The sequence below is a fragment of the Paenibacillus sp. SAFN-054 genome (assembly GCF_051966755.1).
Lineage (GTDB): Bacteria > Bacillota > Bacilli > Paenibacillales > Paenibacillaceae > Paenibacillus_AQ.
Map to the genome: position 1 here is coordinate 94,033 of NZ_JBQCKS010000003.1, position 21,275 is coordinate 115,307.

The following is a 21,275-nucleotide window of genomic DNA, read 5'->3' on the forward strand; positions in this document are numbered from 1 at the left end:
ACGGGTCTTGGTCTAAGCATTGAATTTGGCAGTAAACAGTGTTAATCTGAGGTGCAGCAGACTCCGTATTCATATTCTGCAGTACCTCTAATAAACCCCATTTCAGCTACCAAGAAAGGTAACACGATGATCAAAGTTGAACACCTATCCTTCTCGTTCCCGCAAAAAGAACTGTATACCGACATTTCGTTCACACTCGAAGAAGGGCAGCACTGCGCCTTTATCGGAACAAGCGGCAGCGGGAAAAGCACCCTGATCGAGATCCTGATGGACCCGGAAAAGCATTTGTTCGACGGCAAGCTTGCGATCGATCCGAACTGCCGAATTGGGTACGTCAGTCAGTTCTCGCAGGTGGACCCGGCGAAAGAAAAGACCGTTTTTGAATATATTAGTGAGGAATTTACCAAGATCCAAGAGAAGCTGGGCGTGATTTATGCCGAAATGGCGACGACATCGGATATGGATTCGCTGATGGAGGAATATCAACTCGCTCTGGACGCGTTGGAATCGATGGGCGGGGACGATTTCGAGAGCCGCATCCATAAGAAGCTGAATCTGGCCAATCTCGCGAAGTTAAAAGACGTTAGCGTAACCTCCTTAAGCGGCGGGGAATTCAAACTCATTCAAGTCATGAAGGAAATGCTGACGAATCCGGACCTCATGATCATGGACGAACCAGATGTATTTTTAGACTTCGAAAACCTGAACGCGCTCAAAAAATTGATCAACTCCCACAAAGGCATGCTGCTGGTCGTTACGCACAACCGCTATCTTCTAAATCATTGCTTCGATAAAATCATTCACCTGGAAAATACGGAAATTCAAGAGTTTGACGGAAGCTATATCGAATATCATTTCTCGCTGCTTCAGACCAAAATTGAGCTGCAGGAGATCGCCGTCGCTGAAGCAGAAGAGATCGAGCGATACGATCACATCATCGACAACCTCAGAGCGATCGCGACTTATAATTCTGAAGCATCCAGAGGCCGAGCGTTAAAAGCCAGAGTGAAATTCCAAGAAAGACTGGAAGCGCGCAGAATCAAAGCACCGTTCGTCGAGATCAAGCAGCCGGATATCAGCTTTGGGATCGAGCATGAAATGGAAGATGCTGTAGTTGTAAAAGTCGATCATTATAGCGCGGCCTTCGACGAGCTGCTGCTCCAAAACGTAAACTTCGAGATCAAATCCACGGATAAAGTCGCTATCATCGGTCCGAACGGTACTGGGAAAACGACTTTGCTGCGGGACATCTTCCTAAACAATCAGGAGTCGATTGAAGTCCATAGGGATGCGAAAGTAGCTTACTTATCTCAGCTTCAAGGCGAAACGCTGCAAGATTCAAATACGATCCTGCATGAATTCATCGACGCCGGATTCAAGACTTATGACGAGGTCAGAGCGTATCTGGTGAACTATGGCTTCGAAGGAGAGATCCTTGAGCAGAAGATAGAATCGTTGTCCGGCGGAGAAAAAAACATGCTCCAATTGGCTAAAGTCGCGGCCAGTCAAGCCAACCTGCTGCTGCTTGACGAACCGACGAGCCATTTGGATATCTATACACAGATTGCGCTGGAAAAAGCCATCATCGACTATAAAGGTGCGATCGTTATGGTTTCGCACGATTTCTATTCCGTCGTTAACGGGATGGATTATGTGCTGATCGTTGATCATAAGACCATTCGAAAAATGAGTATGCGAAAATTCAGACAGATGATCTACGCCAGTCATTTCGATAAAGACTACTTAGAGACTGAGCAAAAGAAAAAGTCGGTCGAAATGCAAATCGAATCGGCTTTGAAGGATACGGATTTTGAAACTGCAAAAGGATTGCTCGACGAGCTGGAAGGATTGATCAAGCAGCTGTCTGCGCTCTAGCATGCGCCACAGGCTTAGACGTTTCGGAAACAGTCGAATATTCGAAGAGAGGAACTCCGCTTCAAGCGAAGCTCCTCTCTTTTTCTTACGATCGCTTGCTCGGATTGTTACTTGTTCCATCGCCCAGCTTCGTTTTTTTATCGACATTACGGCTAAGGCTCGCCAAATTCTTATATAATGTAATAAGCGTGCAAGGTGGATTTGCCGCAAGCCGTGCATAAAATAGAGTTGAAAGTTGAGAAGGTTATGCCCAAAAACGATAATATGTTGGCGATTCTATGGTTGCTCAATTCTGGTGCTAAAATGACTGCACAACAGATTTCCGAAAAGTTGGAGATCAATATTAGGACGGTATACCGGTATATTGATGCACTATGTGCCAGTGGAGTGCCAATCATATCTGAATCAGGTCATCATGGCGGGTACAGCTTGTTGAATCAGTTTATCAGAGCACCTCTGCTATTTGATATGGAAGAGAAAAAGGCACTCCTTCATGCGGCGGTTTTTGCAAAAGAAGCGGGGTACCCTTTGAGCGAAGCATTAGGCAGTGCAACAGCAAAGTTAAAAATGTACTCAAATCAGGCGCAAGAAAGTATACTTAATCGCCATTTAGAAGGATTTGAAGTTATAAATCAGAAACGATCCTCTTCTATTCAGCCCGTATTGGTGGAACTGGAACAAGCTATAGATATTGAATTCTCTGTCGAAATTCATTATCGCACAAACCGTGACGAACAACCCAAGAAAAGGATGATAGATCCCTATGGGTTGGTTTACTGGAACAATAGATGGTATGTGGTTGCATTTTGTCACTTAAGGAATGAGGTCCGTTCCTTTCGAGCAGAGCGAATTTTGGAAATCAAGCATACGATAAACAAATTTCAGCGTCCCGAGGATTTTTCACCCCGAGCATTTTTTATGCGAAACCTGTTGCCTGATGTAGATGGCAAGGACAGTATCATTTCTTTCAAGATCGAAGGCAGGCCAGATGCATTGGATGATCTATGTCAGCATTGGTTTTTGGGTCATTATCTGAAAGAGCGGACATTACATCGAGCCATTTTTTGGCTTGAGGAAGAATTTATTCATCACTATGTTCCGAATTTCCTTCTACCTTACGGGAAATCGATTCAAGTCATCGAACCGCAGAGCTTGAAGGAAAGGCTTGTTGCTACTGCGTCGGAGTTAACGGAATATTATAAACAACAATAGCTTCACTGACTGCAGATGTCAGGGAAGCTGTTTTATGATGAGGATAATCACGGATTACCGCTGGTTGGTATCACTTGATAAATTGTAAAACGAGGGGAAATTAGAAATGAAAAATACAGTATATCTCTATGTATTTGACACCATGGCGGACTGGGAAATTGGTTACTTAACTGCGGAACTGAACTCGGGGAGATATTTTAAAAAAGGGCTGGCTCCATTAAAAATAGTTACGGTGGGCAATGATATGACTCCCGTAACGACAATGGGTGGATTGAGAATACTCCCTGACATTACGCTGGAAGAGTGCAGCTTCGAAAACACGGATACATTGATTTTACCAGGTGGAGATACATGGTCAGAAACTCTTCACCGACCAATCATTAGAGTTGTTGAAAAGTGTTTAGAAGAAGGTGTATTGGTTGCGGCGATTTGTGGTGCTACGATACGACTTGCCCAGACAGGATTGCTGAATTTACGCCCGCATACAAGCAATGATCTGGAATATCTCAAAATGATCTGTCCCACGTATACAGGTGAAAAGTATTTTAGAACGGAGCCTGTAGTAACGGATGGAAATTTGATCACCGCATCGGGTATAGCTCCATTAGAATTTTCTGTACATATTTTGAGGGCATTGGATGTATTTTCTCCTGAAGCTTTAGATGCATGGTATAGTCTGTATAAAACCCATGAATCCAAGTATTTCTATGAACTCATGAATGCAACGCAATCATAGGTCATATGTTTAACAACTCAGTATCATTTTTGGGTACCAACGGGAAGGACCTATCATAAATAGGCTGAACAGTTAGATTATGCATCTCGAGAGAGGTGCATTTTTTTGTCCCTAAATTACAGCAAGATGTGGAAAGTAGATCTTAAACCCGGTATGTTATCTTCTTTTCAAGAAAAGAAAGGAGTAGAGAAAATGATATTGGAGCCACTGCACTAAAGATGAGAATCCGCAGGGAGTTTTTTGACAGGTGCATAGATATGATAGGCCGAATCCGAATTGTGGACGTCCTCAAAAACTTGAATGAGTTCAATATCGGTTTCTGCCGTTTCCTGCCTGGAGATCTTTAAAAAACGAGCATAGTCGCTTTTCAGTACATCCCCAATGTCAAGGAGATCGCCACAATAGTTGAACCTTGCACAAAAAATTTGCGGCACATCGACCGTAAAATAATAAGGCTCATCGATCTCAATACGGCTTGGGACCCCGAATAGAACCTTAAATTTGGTTGAATCAGGTTGACAGTTTGAATAAATGACGTAGCAGGGGCCATTTATGGTTTCATCCATTTGGCTTAGCAGCATTTCGGAATGTGCGCGAATCTTCTTCTTATAATCATCATTGGCTAAATCCACTTCAAAAGCGATTCCGCTGATTCGGGTCTCCTCGAATTCAGTCAGGGTGAAATCCGCGACGATATCGCCGTTAATGTTCTTAATGGGCCTATTCACTACTGTAGGTATGGGGACCGGGGAGATGGTTGTGATTCCTGATTTTACAGAACTTGGAGCTGCACCGTATTGCCGTTTGAAAGCGCGAGTGAAAGAGGCTTGCGTACCGAAGTTCAGCTGATAGGCAATGTCGGTCAGAGACTTGTTGTTATCACGAATCAAGGTTAAGGATGCATTCAATCTTCTGGAGAGGATGTATTGGCTTAACGTACAGCCCATCATAGCAGAGAACAGCCGATGAAAATAATATTTAGACATATTGAAGGCATTGGCTACCGATTCCACGGTTAAGGAATGTTGTAAATGGTCCTCGATATGGATCAAAGCACGTTCGATGACTTCGTTATGGTTCATAATAACTCCTTCGATATACATTTGTACCAAGTATACCATACGGGCATCGGCAAAAAATGATTTCTCAGGAGGAAAAATGCGAGACAAAACGAATGCCAGAATACTGGGGATTTTTTATATTATAGCTGCATTGTCGTCCATCATAGCGGTGGTTTTGTATGGACCTGTCTTGTCAGAGCAATGGCAGATGGCCGTGGCAAATGGATCGGAGACAAAGGTCTTAATCGGTGTATTCAATGATCTTCTGCTTGTGGTTACGGCTGTGGGTACTTCAGTCATGCTATTTCCTTACGTTCGGCTCTGGAATGAGCACCTTGCATTGGGATACTTATGTTTGCGGTTTATGGAGGCTGTTTTTATTGCCATCGGAATCCTAAGTATATTAGGCTTGTTACGGCTTAGTACGTATCATAGTACGGCCAGCTTAGCCAATGCAGCGAGTCTTGAGCCTATAGGGTTATTGCTGCAGGATATTTATCGCTGGACGGCGATGTTGGGTCCCAATTTCATGTTAGGCATCAATACAAGTCTGTATAGTTATTTGCTCTATCGAACAGGCTATGTGCCTAAACCGTTAGCGATTTTCGGAATGCTCACAGCAGTTATGGTTTTGGTGGCTGGTTTATTACAAATGTTCGGAGTGATTGGACCTTATTCGGCAGTAAAAGGACTGGTCGCACTGCCTGTAGGCGTATACGAGATGACCCTGGCAGTCTGGTTAATTGTGAAGGGATTTCATCGGGATAACCTGCAAAAAATGAGAGCACCTGCTGCTTGATTCTCGCGAGCGCCCTCGTATTGTGAGGGCGCTCCCTATTCGTTTAGAATCATTAAAGCTGCAACCGTTATTAAGCAGCGATCCCTTAGATACGCTAGCCGGAATCCTTTCATTTTATAGTGGTAGTGAAATGTTGCGCTCGATCATAAAAGGGATTAATTTACGAAATGCTATTGTGCTTGCAGCCTGTCCATCCCGTTGATATGCATTATAATCGTTCTCGAAGGTTTTCTGCATTTCCTCCGATAAGTGGAGGATGTATAGATGCGCGCATTCACGTATTTGTTCAGGTGAGCCGAAATCAACTACCAGGTCTAGAACGTCAAGAATATAGAATTCCCTTGTTGGATTCGCCTCCGGCAAAAACCATCCAGTCTGGATGACTTCCTCAAGGATCTCGTCAAGATTAGTCTCATACTTGTCCATCAAAGGAACGACCTTATTTTGAATCAATGTGATGATTTCTGCCAGTTCCCGCTCCCGGGTGGCTTCCTTGGCCAAATTCCATACCTTGCCTTTGTGCCGGAAGCTGCTCAAGCTGATTTCCCAGTATACTTTTTCGCTGTGCGTATTTAGGATTCGGCAATTGGTATTAAACTCCAAATAAAGGCCGGCTATATTGGAAGAGTGACTTAAAAAATGTATCTCCGCTGTAAAGGGACCGAGTGGTTTAATCATCTTTCTTCTGGATTTATTGTATTTGAAACCGTATGGCGCGCAGGCCGCGGCAATCCTGGAACAACATTCCCGAAAAATATCCTTGCCAGTTGGATCATCTTTCATATCGTTTCATCTCCATCATTCTTATTTCGTTTAATCTAAAAAGGTATAGCTACGCAGCAATGTTCATTTGTCTCCAATCCTTCAGTTCCCACATATATCCTATTATAATCTTACAGGTATAACAAAAAAACGCCTGAAGCCTTTCGTTATGAAATAACTCAATGGAATACATGTAAGGAACGGGATAGATATATAACTTCTAGTGGCAATTCCTCCCAGGCATTATATAATTCTATTAATTAACATAGAAGGGAAGTTGGGGCGTGAGAGTAAAATTAGAAGGAATCACTGTATTAGCGCTGGATGTTTCGAGATTAACTAGCTTTTATCGTGATGTCCTGGGGTTTAAGGTTATGATTGAAGAAGATAATTACACGGAATTTGAGAATAATGGGGTTCGTCTGGCTATATTCTCGGCACCATTAATGGCGGATAATACAAACGGCCACCATTCTTTTGGAGAAGAGCGTAAAGGGCAAGCCTTTGAGCTTAACTTCGAATGTGATTCTCCTGAGATTGTGTACGCAATGTATGCTGATTTTGTTTCCAAAGGGGCTATAGGAATAGCAGAGCCTAAGGTGATGTCCTGGGGACACACTACAGGCTTCTTTGCAGATCCAGAAGGCAACATTCATTCCCTCTTTGCAGTTAATCCCAGTCACAACTGATTTAATTAATGGATTGTATTTGGGGCACCCGAATCGGGTGCCCCTAGCTTTCGTTCTATAGATGAAACGGTGAACCGTATCAATCAGATTTACATGCTGCAGAGCGACGTCGACGAATTCATTTGTTTTTAGAATCATACGGAATTCCCGTCCCTAATGAATTGTGTAAGTGGATTATTCAACGATTGGCTACAATGTGCGATACGTTGAGAAATGGTGCTGCTGAAGTGACACTTGGCGCACTATCAGAGCGAGATTCGATTTGTAACAGATCATTTCAATGAGTGGGTATAGAATTGAGTTGCGATAGTTGCGAGAGCTATTCATACCATTTTTGATATCACCTATATTACTTTCATTCATTTTATTTATGTTAAGGATTGATGTACCATTACTTTAGGAACGAGAGAAAGACCTAGAGTAGAGTGGAAGAGGTGTTAGGTTATGAAAGCTAAAGCATGGCTTTTTCTGGTATTGGCTAATCTGTTCTGGGCAGGGAATTTAATCTTCGGCAAATCGGTTACGGCCGATTTTCCTCCGGTCTGGGCTTCCTTCCTGCGTTGGGCGATTGCAGCTGTAGTATTAATTCCGATGGCTCAGCTGGTGGAGAAGCCGAATTGGCTTAAAGTGTGGAGAAATAACTGGGGCCTTTTATTATTCATTTCACTCGTAGGAGTGGTGTTCTACACGCTGCTTACCTATACTGCGCTCCAGCATACCTCATCTACCAACGGCAGTCTGATTAACAGCTTGACACCGGCGGTGATGACCCTGTTGTCTCTGCTGTTCCTGAAGGACAAGGTTTCGGTGCGGCAGGGAGTGGGGCTGCTATTATCTCTTCTGGGAGTACTAACGGTATTAACAAAGGGACATCTTCTGGATGTGCTCAGCACGCAATATAACCAAGGAGATGGCCTTATGCTCATAGCTGTAGTCTTATGGGCCATCTACTCCATTATCAATAAAAGAGCGCAGCATCTTCCACCGATTACATTTGTAGCATTTACAGCCTTGATCGGCGTCATTTGTTTGATTCCACTGTTATTTATTCAACCCTTGCAAACCGGGCATATCACTGCAATCGGTATTACTGGAGTCATTTATTTGGGTCTGTTTCCCTCTATCGGTTCATTCCTGTTCTGGAACCAGGGGGTTAAGGTGCTTGGACCGAGCAAAGCCAGTATCACGATGAATCTGATGCCAATTTTCACAGCTATCCTGTCTGTCATTACAGGTCAGGCATTACAGGCCTCCCAGATTGTTGGCGGTGTGATCGTTATTGCGGGTATGCTGCTGTCAGCTAACTTGAGGGTTCGACCGCGAAAAGCCGGAACGAAGCAGTTAGGCAGTCAGCAAGCCGCATGCTTTAAAAATGAAACAAGGAAAACGATAGCCTAAAGCGGGAACGGTTCTTTGGATATAGCCCTGACTCATGATACAATAATCTCAATTTTCAGATATGATGATGTTAAGGAGCATAGCATACCTGGTATGAATAGAACGCTAATCGAATTGATCTTAAAAATATCGGATACCAAAAGCTTTACTCGCGCGGGACAAGAACTCAATATGACACAACCGGCTGTCAGCCGGGCGGTGGCAACTCTTGAAGCCGAACTCGGCGTAAAGCTGCTGACGAGGAACCGCCGCCAGGGGGTCCTCTTAACGGATGTCGGGGAACGTACCGTACGCATATTCAGAGAGATTTTGCAGGGCTACGAAAAGATTGACCAAGAGATCGCCCGGGAAAAGGGCCTGGAAGTCGGGACCGTCCGAATTGGTGCCATTCCTGTTGCGGCGGCATCTTTTCTGCCCAAAATCATTGCCCATATCGCTAAAATCCATCCGAACATTCAATTTTCGATCATGGAAGGGACTAACGCGCAAATCAAAGATGGGCTGGACTCTCGGCAGATTGATGTAGGGCTTATCATTGCTGGTGACCCTAAGTACACGGTCTTTCCGTTATACCGCGAGCCGATGTATGCTGTGTTCAGGGACGATAACCCATTAGCTTCCAAAAAAGAGATTCGAGCAACAGATTTACTCGATCGACCGATGATTATTTGTAAGGCCGGCTATGAACCGCCTGTTTTCGAATGGTTTGAACAAACAGGCAATAAACCTTCGATTAAATATGTAATTAATCATTACAAAACAGCGCTGAATATGATCCAGGAAGGATTAGGTACCGCGATCATGTCAGAACTCTCATTAACGGATCTACCGGATGGTGTAGTAACACGGGCACTTCATCCGCCAGGATACCGCGATATTCATATCGCTGTTCCGTATTATGAGGATTCTTCCAAAGCCGTACGTTTATTTATGGAGACTGCGCAAGCATTATTTGGAACAACAGTTACAAAGGAATCAAACGACGATTGAACGAACGGATCCGATAGATAAAATAAACCGCCCTACACCCGGGCGGTTTATTTATGTTCAAATATCAAAAAGCAGCTTTCCGCAGCCTCATGTTGCGGGAGTGGCGCACAATGATGAACGTGTGAAGTAAGGAATTACAGAGCCTCACATTATTGCCTGTTTTGAGTAAGCTGATGAAGATGTTGGATCAGCTGCTGACGTGAGTCCATCGGAATTCCTTCAAATATTTGTTCTGCAGCTTGTTCCATGATAAGTCGTGCTTCGTCGATGATTGGAGAGGCTTTATCCGTCAATTTCACCAGTGTTGCCCGGCGGTCATTGGGATCCGTCATCCGCACAAGCAGATTTTGTCCTTCCAACGTATCTACATACTGGGTCATGACCCGAGCTTCCACGCCCAGGTTTTTGGCCAAATCACTCATCCGAATGCTCCCAAATTGAGAAACATCCAGAAGGACGCGCAAACGTGGTCCCGTTAAGTAGGAGGGTAATCCCAAGGTCGATAACAGTCTTTCGAAATCACGATGCACTTGGTGTGTGGTCTTAATCAGGGTCTGCAGCACAAAGGCAGCGGAGGCCGAATTTGCCGGAAAAGGGAAATTTGAACTGCTCATACATAATCTCCTTGACTATTTATAATTTACTGATCATAATCAATATCTAAATAGAGATACTGACCATAATCAATATAACGAAGATCTGTATCTGTAGTTTATCCTAACCAGAAAACGATGACAACAAAACCTCTCGGAAAGGAGAGAACGAGATGAGGCGATTTTTTGTATGCATGTCAGAGGAATTCATCGTTGTGGATGAGTTAACAACGAAGTATGAGGCAAAGACGCACCCACTGGTTTTAAATCCTGTATGTATCGCAGTGGATCCTTTTATGGCAAACCGCCTTTACTGTGGAACCGATGGTTATGGTCTATGGATGAGCGATGACGGGGGGGACCATTGGAGAAGGATTGGAGAAGACATCCCGGAAACGATCTTCACTTCGGTCTTCGTTAGCCCGATCAGACAAGATGGAAGTCATGGAAGGGTCTATGTGGGAACGGATCGAAGCGCCATATTTTATTCCACTGATGGCGGCCAAACCTGGACGGAATGGGAAGAAATCAAAGCATTACCTTCTTATTCGAACTGGTCGTTTCCTCCAAACCCCCAAACCCATAGTGTTCGCATGATTGCGGAGGACCCGTCCAATGGACATCTATACGCTTCTATCGAAGCAGGAGCAACAATTAAAAATGGGGGTGAGCACTGGCTGGATACAAAAGAGGGAAATCCTTTGGACGCTCATACCCTATTGACGCATCCCAAAGCACCCAATCGTATCTACGCTGCGTGCAGCGACGGTGTAGATCAGCCAGGAAGGAGTGTGTTAATGAGTTACGATGGAGGTGAGACCTGGCTGCCCTTTAGCGATGGATTAGAACATCGATATATGTTTAGCATGGTTGTTAGTAAAGATGACCCGGATATGATGCTTGTTTCCGCCTCTGCTGCTGCAAGAAATGCTCTGGACCCTTCCGCTGCCGAATCTTATATTTATCGTAAAGAAAAGGACCAGCCGTGGAAAAGGGTTGAGCAGGGCTTGCCCGTGGCGAAAGGGACCATGATTTCAAATATAGCAGAGGACCCGTGTGATCCCGGCACTTTTTATGCACTCAATAATCGGGGGTTGTTTAGGTCTTCGGATTGCGGAAAGACCTGGACCGCATTACCTGTGGATTGGAACGAGGGGCATTTGCAACATTCGCCTCAAAGGAGACATCGCAGCGCATTGTTGGTTATCGATTGGAGGGGAGAATGAACATGAATCGACTAAAGGGAAAAGTGGCGCTGGTGACAGGGGGAAGCAGGGGGATCGGTCGAGAAATCTCATTACGGCTAGCAAGAGAAGGTGCAATGGTTGCCGTTCATTATGGAAGCAAGCAGGCTGCCGCAAGGGAAGTAGTGGAGGCCATAATCGCGAATGGAGGCGAGGCATTCCCCATCGGTGCCAACCTGGGCTCGGTTTCCGGGGTTCATCAACTCCTTCAATTGCTTGATGAGGAACTCAAGGATCGAACCGGTGATATTCACTATGACATACTTGTCAACAATGCGGGTATCGGTATACCGGAATCGTTTGAAGAAACGACAGAAGCAGCCTTCGATGAAATCTTTGCCGTTAACATCAAGGCGCCATTCTTTTTGGTTCAACAGTCGATGTCTCGATTGCGCGATGAAGGGCGTATAATCAATATTTCTTCGGGTGTTACAAGGGTTGCCTACCCTTCTATGATGGCCTATAACTTAACAAAAGGAGCAATCAATACCTTCACTCTTCATCTGGCAAAACTGCTGGGTTCCCGAGGGATCACGGTAAATGCAGTTTTACCCGGCTTGGTTAGAACCGACATGAATGCGGACTTTCTTGATTCTTCAGAAGCGCCACAGCTGCCTGCCGACATGGTTGCTCTTGGACGAATGGGAGAACCCTCCGATATTGCCGATGTTGTCGCGTTTCTTGCATCCCGGGATGGCCGTTTCGTCACCGCCCAATTGCTGGATGCGACAGGGGGATCTCATTTATAGTCATTAAATCATCAGATAACATAAATGGCTTCTACACGACCCAAAGGAGCTGCCGTGGCAAGCTCCTTTCGTATTTTCGCCGTTATGCAGTTAAGCTGAATCGTACCGTAAGTCATGGCAAACCTGTTGTCGTTGCCCCTTATCTTTTAACCACAGGCATCCAAAATTCGCCGTAGAAAGTGCCGTCGCCGTTATCATTGCGATAAGTCGCATTCGGACCGCCGATGTAAGCATAGTCGGTGACTTTGGCCAAGACTTCGTAAAAAGCATGGTAAGTCAGTTGATCAAACAACGTTTCCTTGTCGCCATTTCCTGCGACTACGATATAGTCGCTCTCCGGAAACTCGATGATTCGCGTTGCATCAGCCACGGATTTGCCGGCCTCTACCGCAAAATAATTCCACGGTTTGCCTTGATAAACCTCATTGACTGACCATTCCCGGCCGTCCTTTGCGGCGTCTTTGAGCTTATTAAAACGCCCGTCAGCCTTGAGTCTGCCCCAAAACTCGGCTTTTTCCTTTTGCAAAGCCGTCATGTCTTGGAAGTTCGACTGGAGTGAAACACCGTAAGCGGTCAATGTGAATGATTGTTTGTGTTCAAGCGTGTAATCTGCCATGGGAGTGCTCCTTTGATCCGGGGGGATTAGCCCTCGACTTTTTGTGCACGAAGCCACATTTCGCCGTAGAAGCCACCGTTTTCAGCTGCTTTAACGAATGTTGAGTTTCCCGGCCCGACGTATTTGTAGTCCGTGATTTGTTGCAGCATGCCGCCGAAAACTTTGCCCGTGATTTCATCGGCAAGGTGGTCTTTGTCAGCGCCCGTGCCGGAAACGACGATGTAGTCGCCAGCGAGGAAATCGAGAACGACCGCACCTTCCACATCGAACTCGCCCTTCACGCCGAAGCCGCGCCAGGCCTTACCGTCGAAGACATAGTTGATTTGATATTCTTGCCCGTCAGCGAGCGCGAGTAGTTCAGCAAGCTTGCCGTTGTCAGTGATTTCGGTTTTTTTCGCTGCCGTCTTTGCGGCGTTACCCGCCCAATCGTTGAAGTCTTCAAAAAAAACACCGAAAGCCGTCATTTTGTAGTTGTCTGAGATGGTTTGGATGGAATAGTTAGACATTTTGAATCTCTCCTTTGTGGATGTACTCTTTACAGTTTTGATTCTATTTGCTGAATGTATCAAAAAATGATACTCTTTTTTGCCGCATCTGCTGTATTTTTGATACAATACAGTCATGAAAAAAACGGAACGAGTAAACCTGATCATGCGTTACATGAATAACCGTGCGCATTTTACGATTGCCGAGATTCAGCGGGAGTTCAAGATTTCCCGTGCGACGGCGATCCGCGATATTAACGAGATTCAGGCGATGGGTTTTCCTCTAACAACGGAAATTGGTCGCGGAGGTGGCTACCATGTCCTGCAAAATCAGTATCTGCCCGCCACCCGCTTCACGCCGGATGAGCTGAAAGCGATCTTTATCAGCTTTATCGCCTCGAAAAATTCGCAGCTGCCTTATCTGCAGAACCGCCGCTCAATTACGGAAAAGCTCATCGGTATTGCGTCGCAGACCCAGCAGGATGAGCTGATTGAGCTGAACAACATCCTGCTGTTCGAAAACACCAATCCTGGGAACCCGAATCTTTTGGAGCTCGACGATGCAGCTCCTGCGGAGCTGAATCAGCTGATTTCGCTTGCTGTGCGGGATAAGCATTTGCGCATGACTTATGAGCAGAGTCCTGGCTGGCCGCAATTGTTGGACGTTTTTTTGCTGCATATTTTTAACTCGAACGCGCAGTGGTTGGTCGAGGTGTATGATTTTGATACGGATGAGTTTCGCTATTTGCCCGTTGATATGCTCCGTGATTCGGCAATTTCGGAGCGGGAGATGAAATGGACCGAGCAAGAAATATTGAATAAGAAACGAAGTCGTGCACGTGAGGCCAATCTTGTTGTGAAGCTTGATACGACCGGAATACAGCGCTTTAAGCGTATGCACCCGCCGGGGATCATTTTGTATCTTACCGGGATGTTTCAGTCGAGCGGGATGTTCAATGTTCAGCTGGATGTGACGGATGCTGAGGCGCTTTCGTATTATGCGGATTGGCTTTTGTTCCTGGGAAAGGGGACCGAGTTTGAACGGATTCCCGAAGAACTGCGCGCCATTCTGGAGGAGCGTTTAGCATTATGGAAAAAGAGGTAAGGACCCTAAATCATGAGGCACTACGCCGAAAAAGCCGCTCATTCGAGCGGCATCTTTTTTGATATGGAAACAGGGATGCCCCAAAAATGTTACAGCGCTACTGACATAACGCTGTCAGCAACGTTGTTTTATTATCGGGTATGTGAACTTAAAGGATTATGGGAAGGATGATATCTTGTGAATTTCGCTTCTGTACGCATTATTACTAACGACGTAGGTCGTCTCGTCGAGTTCTACGAAAAAGTCTTGTGTGTTTCGGCGGAGCGCCCCGCGCCTGTTTTTGCCGAACTCGTTGTGCCATCATGTACCCTGGCAATCGGCCACTCCCAGACGGCGCAGCTATTCGGCGCTGGTTCCGTAATGGCAGCCAATAATCATACTGTCATTATTGAGTTCCGTGTAGACGATGTCGAAGCCGAATACGCGCGCTTGAAATCATTTGTCGATGATTGGGTAAAAGAACCGACCACGATGCCGTGGGGGAACCGTTCTATGCTGTTCCGTGATCCCGACGGCAACCTTGTCAACCTCTTCGAGCCGGTGACTGAGGAAGCAATTAAACGGTTCAATGGCAGGCATTGAATAGCTGATATTACGCACCAATACGAATTGGGACCGAGCTGTCAAGCGGTTACATCGCATTGCGTACCTCCATGGATGATACCGCATCGATCTTGAATTAATTGAATTTCATTTATCGCAAAAACTGATTTGGAACAGCCGGCGGTGAACCCCCCCGGTTAGAGACATCAAATATTTGCGTAATTCGGTTATTTCTCCCCCAGAATTCCTAATTTCCTGTAGGATGAAGATATGAAAAAGATATTGTCCTTTATGGATTGGGGCATATTTGCCCTTCGTTTTTGGCATTATATTTTGCTGGCCTCCCGTCTATTTGTAGAAACTGAATTTTCGATCCTAACGGTAGTGAACATCATCTGGCTGATCCTGGCGATTGTAGTCCCTCAGCTGTTCTGGTTCCCCGGGCGGAGAAATAACAAGACCTGGTTCTGCATCATGGAGCTTCTGGTGGGTGGTTCTTATTATGTGAATTCGGTCATCCATCCGGACTTAAGTTCAAGAGCAGATTATTTGCTGCTGAGTCTTATCATGGGATACTTATTGACGAAGCAGACGCTTTGGGTCATACCGGTTCTGGCTGTTATTCCTTTTTTAACGCAGTCTTACACGTGGGAGCAGGCCTTTAGTTTCGCAACAGACAATTTGTTGTTCTGCTTTATCGGCATATGGGCGAGCTCCGTAGCCAAAGCGTATAAGGAAAAAAATGAACTGGCACTTCAAGTGGAACAGCAAAATAAGCTGTTGACGCTCTACACTGCGGAGATCGAGAAAATGACGCTGCATGAAGAACGGAACCGCATGTCCAAGGAGCTTCATGATACATTGGGGCACTCTTTTATCTCACTCATTATGAGCCTTGATGCTTCGATTGCTCTTCTGGATCGCAAGCCTGAAGAGGTCAGAGACCGGTTAATCCGCTTAAGGGCACTAGCTGAACAAAATCTGGACGACATGCGGAACATTGTCCATGAGATGGGGGAAGAAGAGGAGTCGAGTCTGACGGAACAGGTAAGGTCGATTGTAACCCGTTTTCAGGAGCACACTGGCACGGCACTGACCGTCAATCTGCTCGGGACAGAGCCTAAGATGCGGTTTGAAGTGCGGCAAACGATCCTTCGGGTCATACAGGAATCCTTTACGAACGCATTAAAGCATGGAAAAGCCACTCAATTGCATTTGGAGCTTGAGTTTGGCGAGAGCACGCTACAAGTGATTGTCCAAAATAACGGCCAACTCATTAAAAAGCTGGATTACGGGTTTGGCCTCACAACGATGAAGCATCGAATTGAGCAATTGGGAGGCAGCTTGTCCGTGCATTCTAAAGAGGAATCTGAGGCGATCACCGAAGTCAGATGTGAAATTCCGCTGAAAGGAGTGCTGCTGCATGGCGAACATTAAAGTGCTGATTGCCGATGATCAGGAGTTAATACTGGAGAGTTTAAATATCGTGCTGTCCATGCAAGAGGATATTGAGATTGTCGGGCTGGCCAAAAATGGGGAGGAAGCTATTCAAGGCTGTGAGCAGGTTCAGCCGGACCTTGTGCTGATGGATATTAATATGCCCGTCATGGACGGCGTGGCTGCAACGGCCCAGATTAAGAAGCGTATGCCGGGTATCAAAATTATAATATTAACCTCGTATCAGGAAGTAGAATATGTGCTTGCAGCATTAAGCCATGGAGCGGAAGGGTATCTGCTTAAGGCTATTCATCCCACGGATCTTGCTGCAGGCATACGGGTGGTTCATGCAGGAGGAACCTTAATCACGCAGGAGATGGCGAACAAAATGATCAAACGCATCAACCTGAACAGTTCTTCCGCTGCGAAAAGTAATGAATACGGGCTCAGCGCTCGTGAGATTGAAGTACTGCATAAGCTGGCTGGCGGCCTGCGTAATCAAGACATCGCTGAGGCGCTGTTTCTTAGCGAAGGGACCGTTAAGAATTACATATCAACGATTTATTCGAAGCTTCAAGTGAACGGACGGCGGGAGGCTGCCCGTAAAGCCCGGGAATCGGGAATACTGGATCAGAATTAGCCCAATCATGACTAAACCGCATTCTTTCTTTATGACTTTCTCAAGCTACCAAACCATATAGGAGCCTTAGCCTGCGTTCCATATGGGCTAGGGCTTGCTACTTGGAACAGGTATTCTGTGAATTTCAATTTGGAGCATCAAAACTCTTCCAAAACCTTGGATTTGTCGCCATAGACCTTTTCCAGGTGATCTTCTCCCCAATAGCATAAATGGTCTAGCGCGGGCTTTAACCCCCAGCCGTAGGAAGTTAACGTATACTCCACTTTAGGCGGGATCTCGTTATAAACCTTTCGTGCAACAATTTCATCCTTCTCCAGGCCTCTGAGCTGAGTGGTCAGCATTTTCTGCGTAATGTCGGGCATTAACCGGCGAAGCTCAGAAGTCCGTTTCGGTCCTGACATTAAATGATAGATGATTAAAGGCTTCCATTTTCCGCCCATGACTTCGAGTGCCGCCTCTACTCCAACCTTATACTTCTTTGGAACGCTATTCTCCCTCTGTTCCGTCATCTTCTGTTCCTCCATTACAAGGATGTGATCTTCCTAAGAACATAACTTTTAGGGCAACGAATCCAGGGCACTTCCATGTTCCTATGGCACCTGTATCTTCCTATAGAACTTGAAAGTGCGTACTTCCAGGTTATTCTAGTCCTGTTTATAATAGCATCAGCCATGAATCATGGCTACAAGTCAGCTCTTGGGAAAGGTAGTGATGAAGCATGAGAGTGTTATGCGTGGTATCGCATCCGAGAAAAGATTCCTTTACCTTTAAGGTGGTCGATCGTTTCGTACAAGGTCTGGCCGAGGCGGGTCACGACTATGAGATATTGGATTTACACGAGATCAACTTTGACCCTGTTTTAAAGGGAGTAGATGAACCGGATTGGTCAGCTGGGGAGCAGCCTTTTTCCCCTCAGGTGGAAATGGAAATCCGGCGAATGAAGGAGCATGATGCCTTGGCATTTATTTTTCCGATATGGTGGTGGCATTTGCCAGCCATGCTCAAAGGTTATATTGACCGGGTATGGAACAATGGGTTTGCGTACGGCTCGAACCAGCTTCATCATCAGCAGGTCTTGTGGATTGGTTTGGCGGGCGTATCCCAAGAACAGATGAAAAAGCGCAGCTATGATGACATGATGACTCATATGCTCAATGTAGGGATTGCTGATTATTGCGGTATTTCGAATTCCAGGGTTGAATTCCTGTATGAGACACTGGATTCCGATTCCAGTCATTATGAGCTGCTGCTTAACCAAGCCTATCAATTAGGACTCCATTATGCCGAGGAACAGCAGCATTAAGCGAAGTCTGAGCTTTATGGGCATACTTGGCAGATGGACAGGCGGCGCACGTAACAAGCGGCTGCCTGCGGCAGCACCTTTGGGGGATATGCGTACAACCTTCGCCATGGACATACGCGTATAGCACTGCTATAATGGGCGTATGAACACATATGACAAGATATTGGCAGCTGCTCTTAAGGTACTCGAAGAGGAGGGCGGAGCCCAATTCTCGACGCGAGCCGTAACGGCGATCGCACAGGTTACGGCTCCCACGCTCTACCACCATTTCGGCAATGCCGATGGACTCCTGAGTGCAGCCATAGTGGAAGCATTCAAACAGTTATTTCAAAGCAAGATTGCCGCTGTGGAGTCGGCCATTCCAGAGATGGCTCTTCGTCAAGGATGGGATGACTATGTCCGCTTCGCGGCAGCCCGTCCTCGGATTTATGCGGCGATGATGGGGCGGTTGCTCGAGGGCGCCCATATCGAGGCGGCAGATCAGTCGTACCAGGCACTGGTGCAAAATATTCAGAGAGCCGATGCCGAAGGCAAACTGGCTGTGTCAACCGAGACTGCGGCGGATCTGGTCTGGGCTTCCGCCAATACGGCCTCCTGGCTGTATGTGACGGCCCAGATTCGTAAGGCACCCCCGCCTCAACCCGACGTCGTGGATCTCATTCGGGAAAGCGTAATGCAGATCATTTTGATCCAAAGGCCGGACCCCGATTCTAAATAGAGGGATTCGGGTGACAGAGCCTGGCGACCCCAGGCATAGCCCCAATGTAGAAAGACGCATAAGAAAGATCGCCTATCCAACCTGGATCTCCAGGAGGATGGCGGTCTTTTTTACGTTTGGAGGATGAGGGCATTAGTTCCCTTGGATTCCTGTTGTGTGACAGGTGAAATGTGGCTCGCCGAGTGCCTCACGCAGCGCCCGTCAAACGATGTTCGGACCGCAGGACAACTTTTCCAGAAAATATATAGCACCGCTATAGACAGTCTTGTATAGCGGTGCTATAATACCCGTATAGCAGTGCTATATCGTGATCAAAATCTTATCCAAACTTAGGAGGGTTATTATGTCATTCAAAACTCAAGAGCTGGTCGTCGTCACAGGTACGTCCAGCGGCATCGGCAGGGCTACCGCGGAGCAGCTCGCCGCTGAAGGGTTTCACGTTTTGGCGGGAGTACGTCGTCAGGAAGACGCCGACAAATTCAACAGCAAAAATATCGAGCCGGTGATCGTCGACGTTACCAAAGTCGAGACACTAAAGGCGCTGGCAGAACGGGTGGAGCAGGATCCGCTTGGTCGCCCTTTGCGGGCCGTGGTCAACAATGCCGGCATTGCCGTTAATGCACCTCTCGAGATGGTGCCGCTCGATGAATTTCGCCGCCAGATCGAAGTCAGCGTGATCGGACAGGTCGCGGTTATTCAGGCGCTTACCCCGGCCTTGCTGAACAGCGGCGGGCGCGTGGTCAATATCGGTTCGCTTGGGGGCAAGGTCTCCATGCCCGGTTTCGGAATTTATTCGGCCGCCAAGTATGCTATGGAAGCGATCAATGACAGTCTTCGCAGAGAGATGTCCTCGTTTGGATTCAAGGTTATCATGATCACTCCGGGCGGGGTCAGCACGGGCTTGTCGGAACAAGGGATTACGACAGCGGAGCGGCTGGCCAAGTTAATGACACCCGACCAGCACAGGCGCCATGATCGTCTCTTTGATGCCGTGAAGGCTCAGGCTGAAACGTGGGCAACGGACGGGATCCGCCCCGAGAAAGTGGCGGCAGTGGTTTCAAGAGCAATCCACGTCAGTAAGCCGCGCACCCGCTATACGGTCGGCCGCGATTCGGCACTGCTGACCCGACTGGTCCGTATTCTCCCGGACAGACTCCTTGATCGGATGCTCCGCAGCCAGATGAAATTGCAGTAACGGGAGAATGACGATGCCACAAAAACAGTTTGAACATGCCATTATTGTAGGTGGATCTTTAGGTGGTCTAATGATGGGGCTTGCGTTATCTCGTTCTGGTTATACCGTTACCATTCTTGAACGTGCAGATTCATCGTTAAGAAATGGTGCTTTTATTCGTTTACACACAAAGCCTTATCGTAATAGTGAAATTGAACGGGAATTAAGACACTTGGCATCCAATGGTAACAACCATGTTGAAGCCTGGTCAGCCATTCAAGAACGTTTGCGTTGTGCGGTGGCTAAAGAACCTGACATCATCCTTCAGCACAATACACGAATTGTTCGTGTTGGGCAAAATGAATCATCTGCTTGGGCTACCAGTGAAGAGGGGCAGACGTTTAAAGGAGACTTTTTGATTGGCGCAGATGGATATCGCAGTATTGTCCGCCGCTATGTAAACCCCGACAAACCATTCGCAGATTATGCTGGCTACCTGGTTTGGGTAGGGAAGGTGGACGAAGAACTGCTGCCAAAGAAGGACTGGACAAAACGGCAACTTTCGAGCGCATATTTCAACAATAGTGCTGCCGGTACATTAACAACTGCGGTGATGCCAGGCAGAGAGGGGGGGACCAATCCTGGGCAGCGATGGATAGGTTTTTGCTGGTTTGATCATTCGCATAATCCATTGCTGTCTGAATTAGGCGTGTTAAAGGACGGGGTTGCCCAGCATTCCTTATACGGTGAAGCTATTCCGGATGCGCTTCTGGAAGAACTATCACAAACCAGCCGAGCAAATTGGAATAAAGAAGATGATGCCATTTTGCAAATCGCGATTAAGGACCGCAGTTTAATCGGGGCACCTGTTAATGAATACATCCCTAATATATTGTCAAAAGGAAGAATAGCCATAATCGGCGATGCAGCCCATACCATGTCACCCATGACGGGCGCGGGCTTTAATGACTCCCTTGATGATACGGTTGCCATTATGGACTCCATTAAACGGTATCCGAATTCGATAACCCAAGCGTTGGGTGAATACCAAACACGCCGTTTGGATGTGGTTCGTCAAGACGTTCTTGCGGGCCAAGGCTTTAATCACTCTTTTGGACGATCATAACAGCATTAAAAAATACGAAG

The 21,275-nt window shown here is 46.6% G+C and carries 23 protein-coding genes; 17 read left to right on the forward strand and 6 right to left on the reverse strand.

Annotated features, from left to right (window positions below):
* The first annotated feature begins 126 nt into the window (after positions 1–126).
* From ACTHPM_RS16285 to ACTHPM_RS16295, 3 genes are all read left to right on the forward strand, one after another.
* Complete coding sequence (locus tag ACTHPM_RS16285) at positions 127–1,875, forward strand: ABC-F family ATP-binding cassette domain-containing protein (RefSeq protein WP_440396734.1); 1,749 nt, start codon at positions 127–129, stop codon at positions 1,873–1,875.
* Positions 1,876–2,121: 246 nt separating this feature from the next.
* The gene (locus ACTHPM_RS16290) at positions 2,122–3,087 is read left to right on the forward strand and encodes a helix-turn-helix transcriptional regulator (RefSeq protein WP_440396820.1); all 966 of its coding nucleotides are present in this window, start codon (positions 2,122–2,124) and stop codon (positions 3,085–3,087) included.
* A 106-nt stretch (positions 3,088–3,193) separates the two neighbouring features.
* On the forward strand, positions 3,194–3,823 hold the full coding sequence (locus ACTHPM_RS16295; protein ID WP_440396733.1) for a type 1 glutamine amidotransferase family protein: 630 nt from the start codon (positions 3,194–3,196) through the stop codon (positions 3,821–3,823).
* A gap of 212 nt (positions 3,824–4,035) precedes the next feature.
* Here ACTHPM_RS16295 and ACTHPM_RS16300 read toward each other — a convergent pair whose 3' ends face one another.
* Positions 4,036–4,905 (reverse strand): helix-turn-helix transcriptional regulator, encoded by an 870-nt coding sequence (locus ACTHPM_RS16300; RefSeq protein WP_440396732.1) that lies wholly within the window; start codon positions 4,903–4,905, stop codon positions 4,036–4,038.
* A gap of 76 nt (positions 4,906–4,981) precedes the next feature.
* Between ACTHPM_RS16300 and ACTHPM_RS16305 the strand changes: the two genes are divergently transcribed.
* Positions 4,982–5,683: a DUF4386 domain-containing protein gene (locus ACTHPM_RS16305; RefSeq protein WP_440396731.1), complete on the forward strand. Its 702-nt coding sequence runs from the start codon at positions 4,982–4,984 to the stop codon at positions 5,681–5,683.
* Between the two features lie 114 nt (positions 5,684–5,797).
* On the opposite strand, the gene ACTHPM_RS16310 is transcribed toward ACTHPM_RS16305, so the two are convergent.
* Positions 5,798–6,466 (reverse strand): hypothetical protein, encoded by a 669-nt coding sequence (locus ACTHPM_RS16310; RefSeq protein ID WP_440396730.1) that lies wholly within the window; start codon positions 6,464–6,466, stop codon positions 5,798–5,800.
* 263 nt (positions 6,467–6,729) lie between these two features.
* Here ACTHPM_RS16310 and ACTHPM_RS16315 point away from each other — a divergent pair, with 263 nt between their 5' ends.
* From ACTHPM_RS16315 to ACTHPM_RS16325, 3 genes are all read left to right on the forward strand, one after another.
* The gene (locus tag ACTHPM_RS16315; protein WP_440396729.1) at positions 6,730–7,134 is read left to right on the forward strand and encodes a VOC family protein; all 405 of its coding nucleotides are present in this window, start codon (positions 6,730–6,732) and stop codon (positions 7,132–7,134) included.
* Positions 7,135–7,578: 444 nt separating this feature from the next.
* Positions 7,579–8,532, forward strand: a complete 954-nt coding sequence (locus ACTHPM_RS16320; RefSeq protein ID WP_440396728.1) for a DMT family transporter — start codon at positions 7,579–7,581, stop codon at positions 8,530–8,532.
* 93 nt (positions 8,533–8,625) lie between these two features.
* Positions 8,626–9,522 (forward strand): LysR family transcriptional regulator, encoded by an 897-nt coding sequence (locus ACTHPM_RS16325; RefSeq protein WP_440396727.1) that lies wholly within the window; start codon positions 8,626–8,628, stop codon positions 9,520–9,522.
* 149 nt (positions 9,523–9,671) lie between these two features.
* On the opposite strand, the gene ACTHPM_RS16330 is transcribed toward ACTHPM_RS16325, so the two are convergent.
* Positions 9,672–10,136, reverse strand: a complete 465-nt coding sequence (locus ACTHPM_RS16330) for a MarR family winged helix-turn-helix transcriptional regulator (protein WP_440396726.1) — start codon at positions 10,134–10,136, stop codon at positions 9,672–9,674.
* 152 nt (positions 10,137–10,288) lie between these two features.
* On the opposite strand from ACTHPM_RS16330, the gene ACTHPM_RS16335 reads away from it, so the two are divergent.
* Both ACTHPM_RS16335 and ACTHPM_RS16340 read left to right on the forward strand, forming a co-directional pair.
* Complete coding sequence (locus ACTHPM_RS16335) at positions 10,289–11,341, forward strand: WD40/YVTN/BNR-like repeat-containing protein (RefSeq protein WP_440396725.1); 1,053 nt, start codon at positions 10,289–10,291, stop codon at positions 11,339–11,341.
* Between the two features lie 2 nt (positions 11,342–11,343).
* Entirely contained in the window at positions 11,344–12,108 is a 765-nt protein-coding gene (locus ACTHPM_RS16340; protein ID WP_440396724.1) for an SDR family oxidoreductase, read from the forward strand.
* Positions 12,109–12,247: 139 nt separating this feature from the next.
* Here ACTHPM_RS16340 and ACTHPM_RS16345 read toward each other — a convergent pair whose 3' ends face one another.
* Positions 12,248–12,724 (reverse strand): GyrI-like domain-containing protein, encoded by a 477-nt coding sequence (locus ACTHPM_RS16345; protein WP_440396723.1) that lies wholly within the window; start codon positions 12,722–12,724, stop codon positions 12,248–12,250.
* A 26-nt stretch (positions 12,725–12,750) separates the two neighbouring features.
* Positions 12,751–13,230 (reverse strand): hypothetical protein, encoded by a 480-nt coding sequence (locus ACTHPM_RS16350; RefSeq protein WP_440396722.1) that lies wholly within the window; start codon positions 13,228–13,230, stop codon positions 12,751–12,753.
* A 115-nt stretch (positions 13,231–13,345) separates the two neighbouring features.
* Here ACTHPM_RS16350 and ACTHPM_RS16355 point away from each other — a divergent pair, with 115 nt between their 5' ends.
* The 4 genes from ACTHPM_RS16355 to ACTHPM_RS16370 all read left to right on the forward strand — a co-directional run bounded on the left by ACTHPM_RS16355 (position 13,346) and on the right by ACTHPM_RS16370 (position 16,934).
* Positions 13,346–14,314, forward strand: a complete 969-nt coding sequence (locus tag ACTHPM_RS16355; protein ID WP_440396721.1) for a helix-turn-helix transcriptional regulator — start codon at positions 13,346–13,348, stop codon at positions 14,312–14,314.
* 177 nt (positions 14,315–14,491) lie between these two features.
* Positions 14,492–14,896 carry a VOC family protein gene (locus ACTHPM_RS16360; protein WP_440396720.1) on the forward strand — a complete coding sequence of 135 codons (405 nt, stop codon included), beginning with the start codon at positions 14,492–14,494 and terminating at the stop codon, positions 14,894–14,896.
* A gap of 231 nt (positions 14,897–15,127) precedes the next feature.
* A complete protein-coding gene (locus ACTHPM_RS16365) occupies positions 15,128–16,294 on the forward strand; it encodes a sensor histidine kinase (protein WP_440396719.1) in 1,167 nt (388 codons plus the stop codon).
* Positions 16,281–16,934, forward strand: coding sequence for a response regulator (locus ACTHPM_RS16370; RefSeq protein ID WP_440396718.1), 654 nt, complete (start codon positions 16,281–16,283; stop codon positions 16,932–16,934). The genes ACTHPM_RS16365 and ACTHPM_RS16370 overlap by 14 nt, the downstream gene beginning before the upstream one ends.
* 137 nt (positions 16,935–17,071) lie before the next feature.
* Here ACTHPM_RS16370 and ACTHPM_RS16375 read toward each other — a convergent pair whose 3' ends face one another.
* Positions 17,072–17,443: a winged helix-turn-helix transcriptional regulator gene (locus ACTHPM_RS16375; RefSeq protein ID WP_440396717.1), complete on the reverse strand. Its 372-nt coding sequence runs from the start codon at positions 17,441–17,443 to the stop codon at positions 17,072–17,074.
* 209 nt (positions 17,444–17,652) lie between these two features.
* Between ACTHPM_RS16375 and ACTHPM_RS16380 the strand changes: the two genes are divergently transcribed.
* The 4 genes from ACTHPM_RS16380 to ACTHPM_RS16395 all read left to right on the forward strand — a co-directional run bounded on the left by ACTHPM_RS16380 (position 17,653) and on the right by ACTHPM_RS16395 (position 21,255).
* Positions 17,653–18,237 carry an NAD(P)H oxidoreductase gene (locus ACTHPM_RS16380; RefSeq protein WP_440396716.1) on the forward strand — a complete coding sequence of 195 codons (585 nt, stop codon included), beginning with the start codon at positions 17,653–17,655 and terminating at the stop codon, positions 18,235–18,237.
* A 142-nt stretch (positions 18,238–18,379) separates the two neighbouring features.
* Positions 18,380–18,955 (forward strand): TetR/AcrR family transcriptional regulator, encoded by a 576-nt coding sequence (locus ACTHPM_RS16385; protein ID WP_440396715.1) that lies wholly within the window; start codon positions 18,380–18,382, stop codon positions 18,953–18,955.
* Between the two features lie 343 nt (positions 18,956–19,298).
* Complete coding sequence (locus tag ACTHPM_RS16390; protein ID WP_440396714.1) at positions 19,299–20,150, forward strand: SDR family NAD(P)-dependent oxidoreductase; 852 nt, start codon at positions 19,299–19,301, stop codon at positions 20,148–20,150.
* 13 nt (positions 20,151–20,163) lie between these two features.
* Complete coding sequence (locus tag ACTHPM_RS16395) at positions 20,164–21,255, forward strand: FAD-dependent monooxygenase (RefSeq protein ID WP_440396713.1); 1,092 nt, start codon at positions 20,164–20,166, stop codon at positions 21,253–21,255.
* The last annotated feature ends 20 nt before the right edge of the window (positions 21,256–21,275 follow it).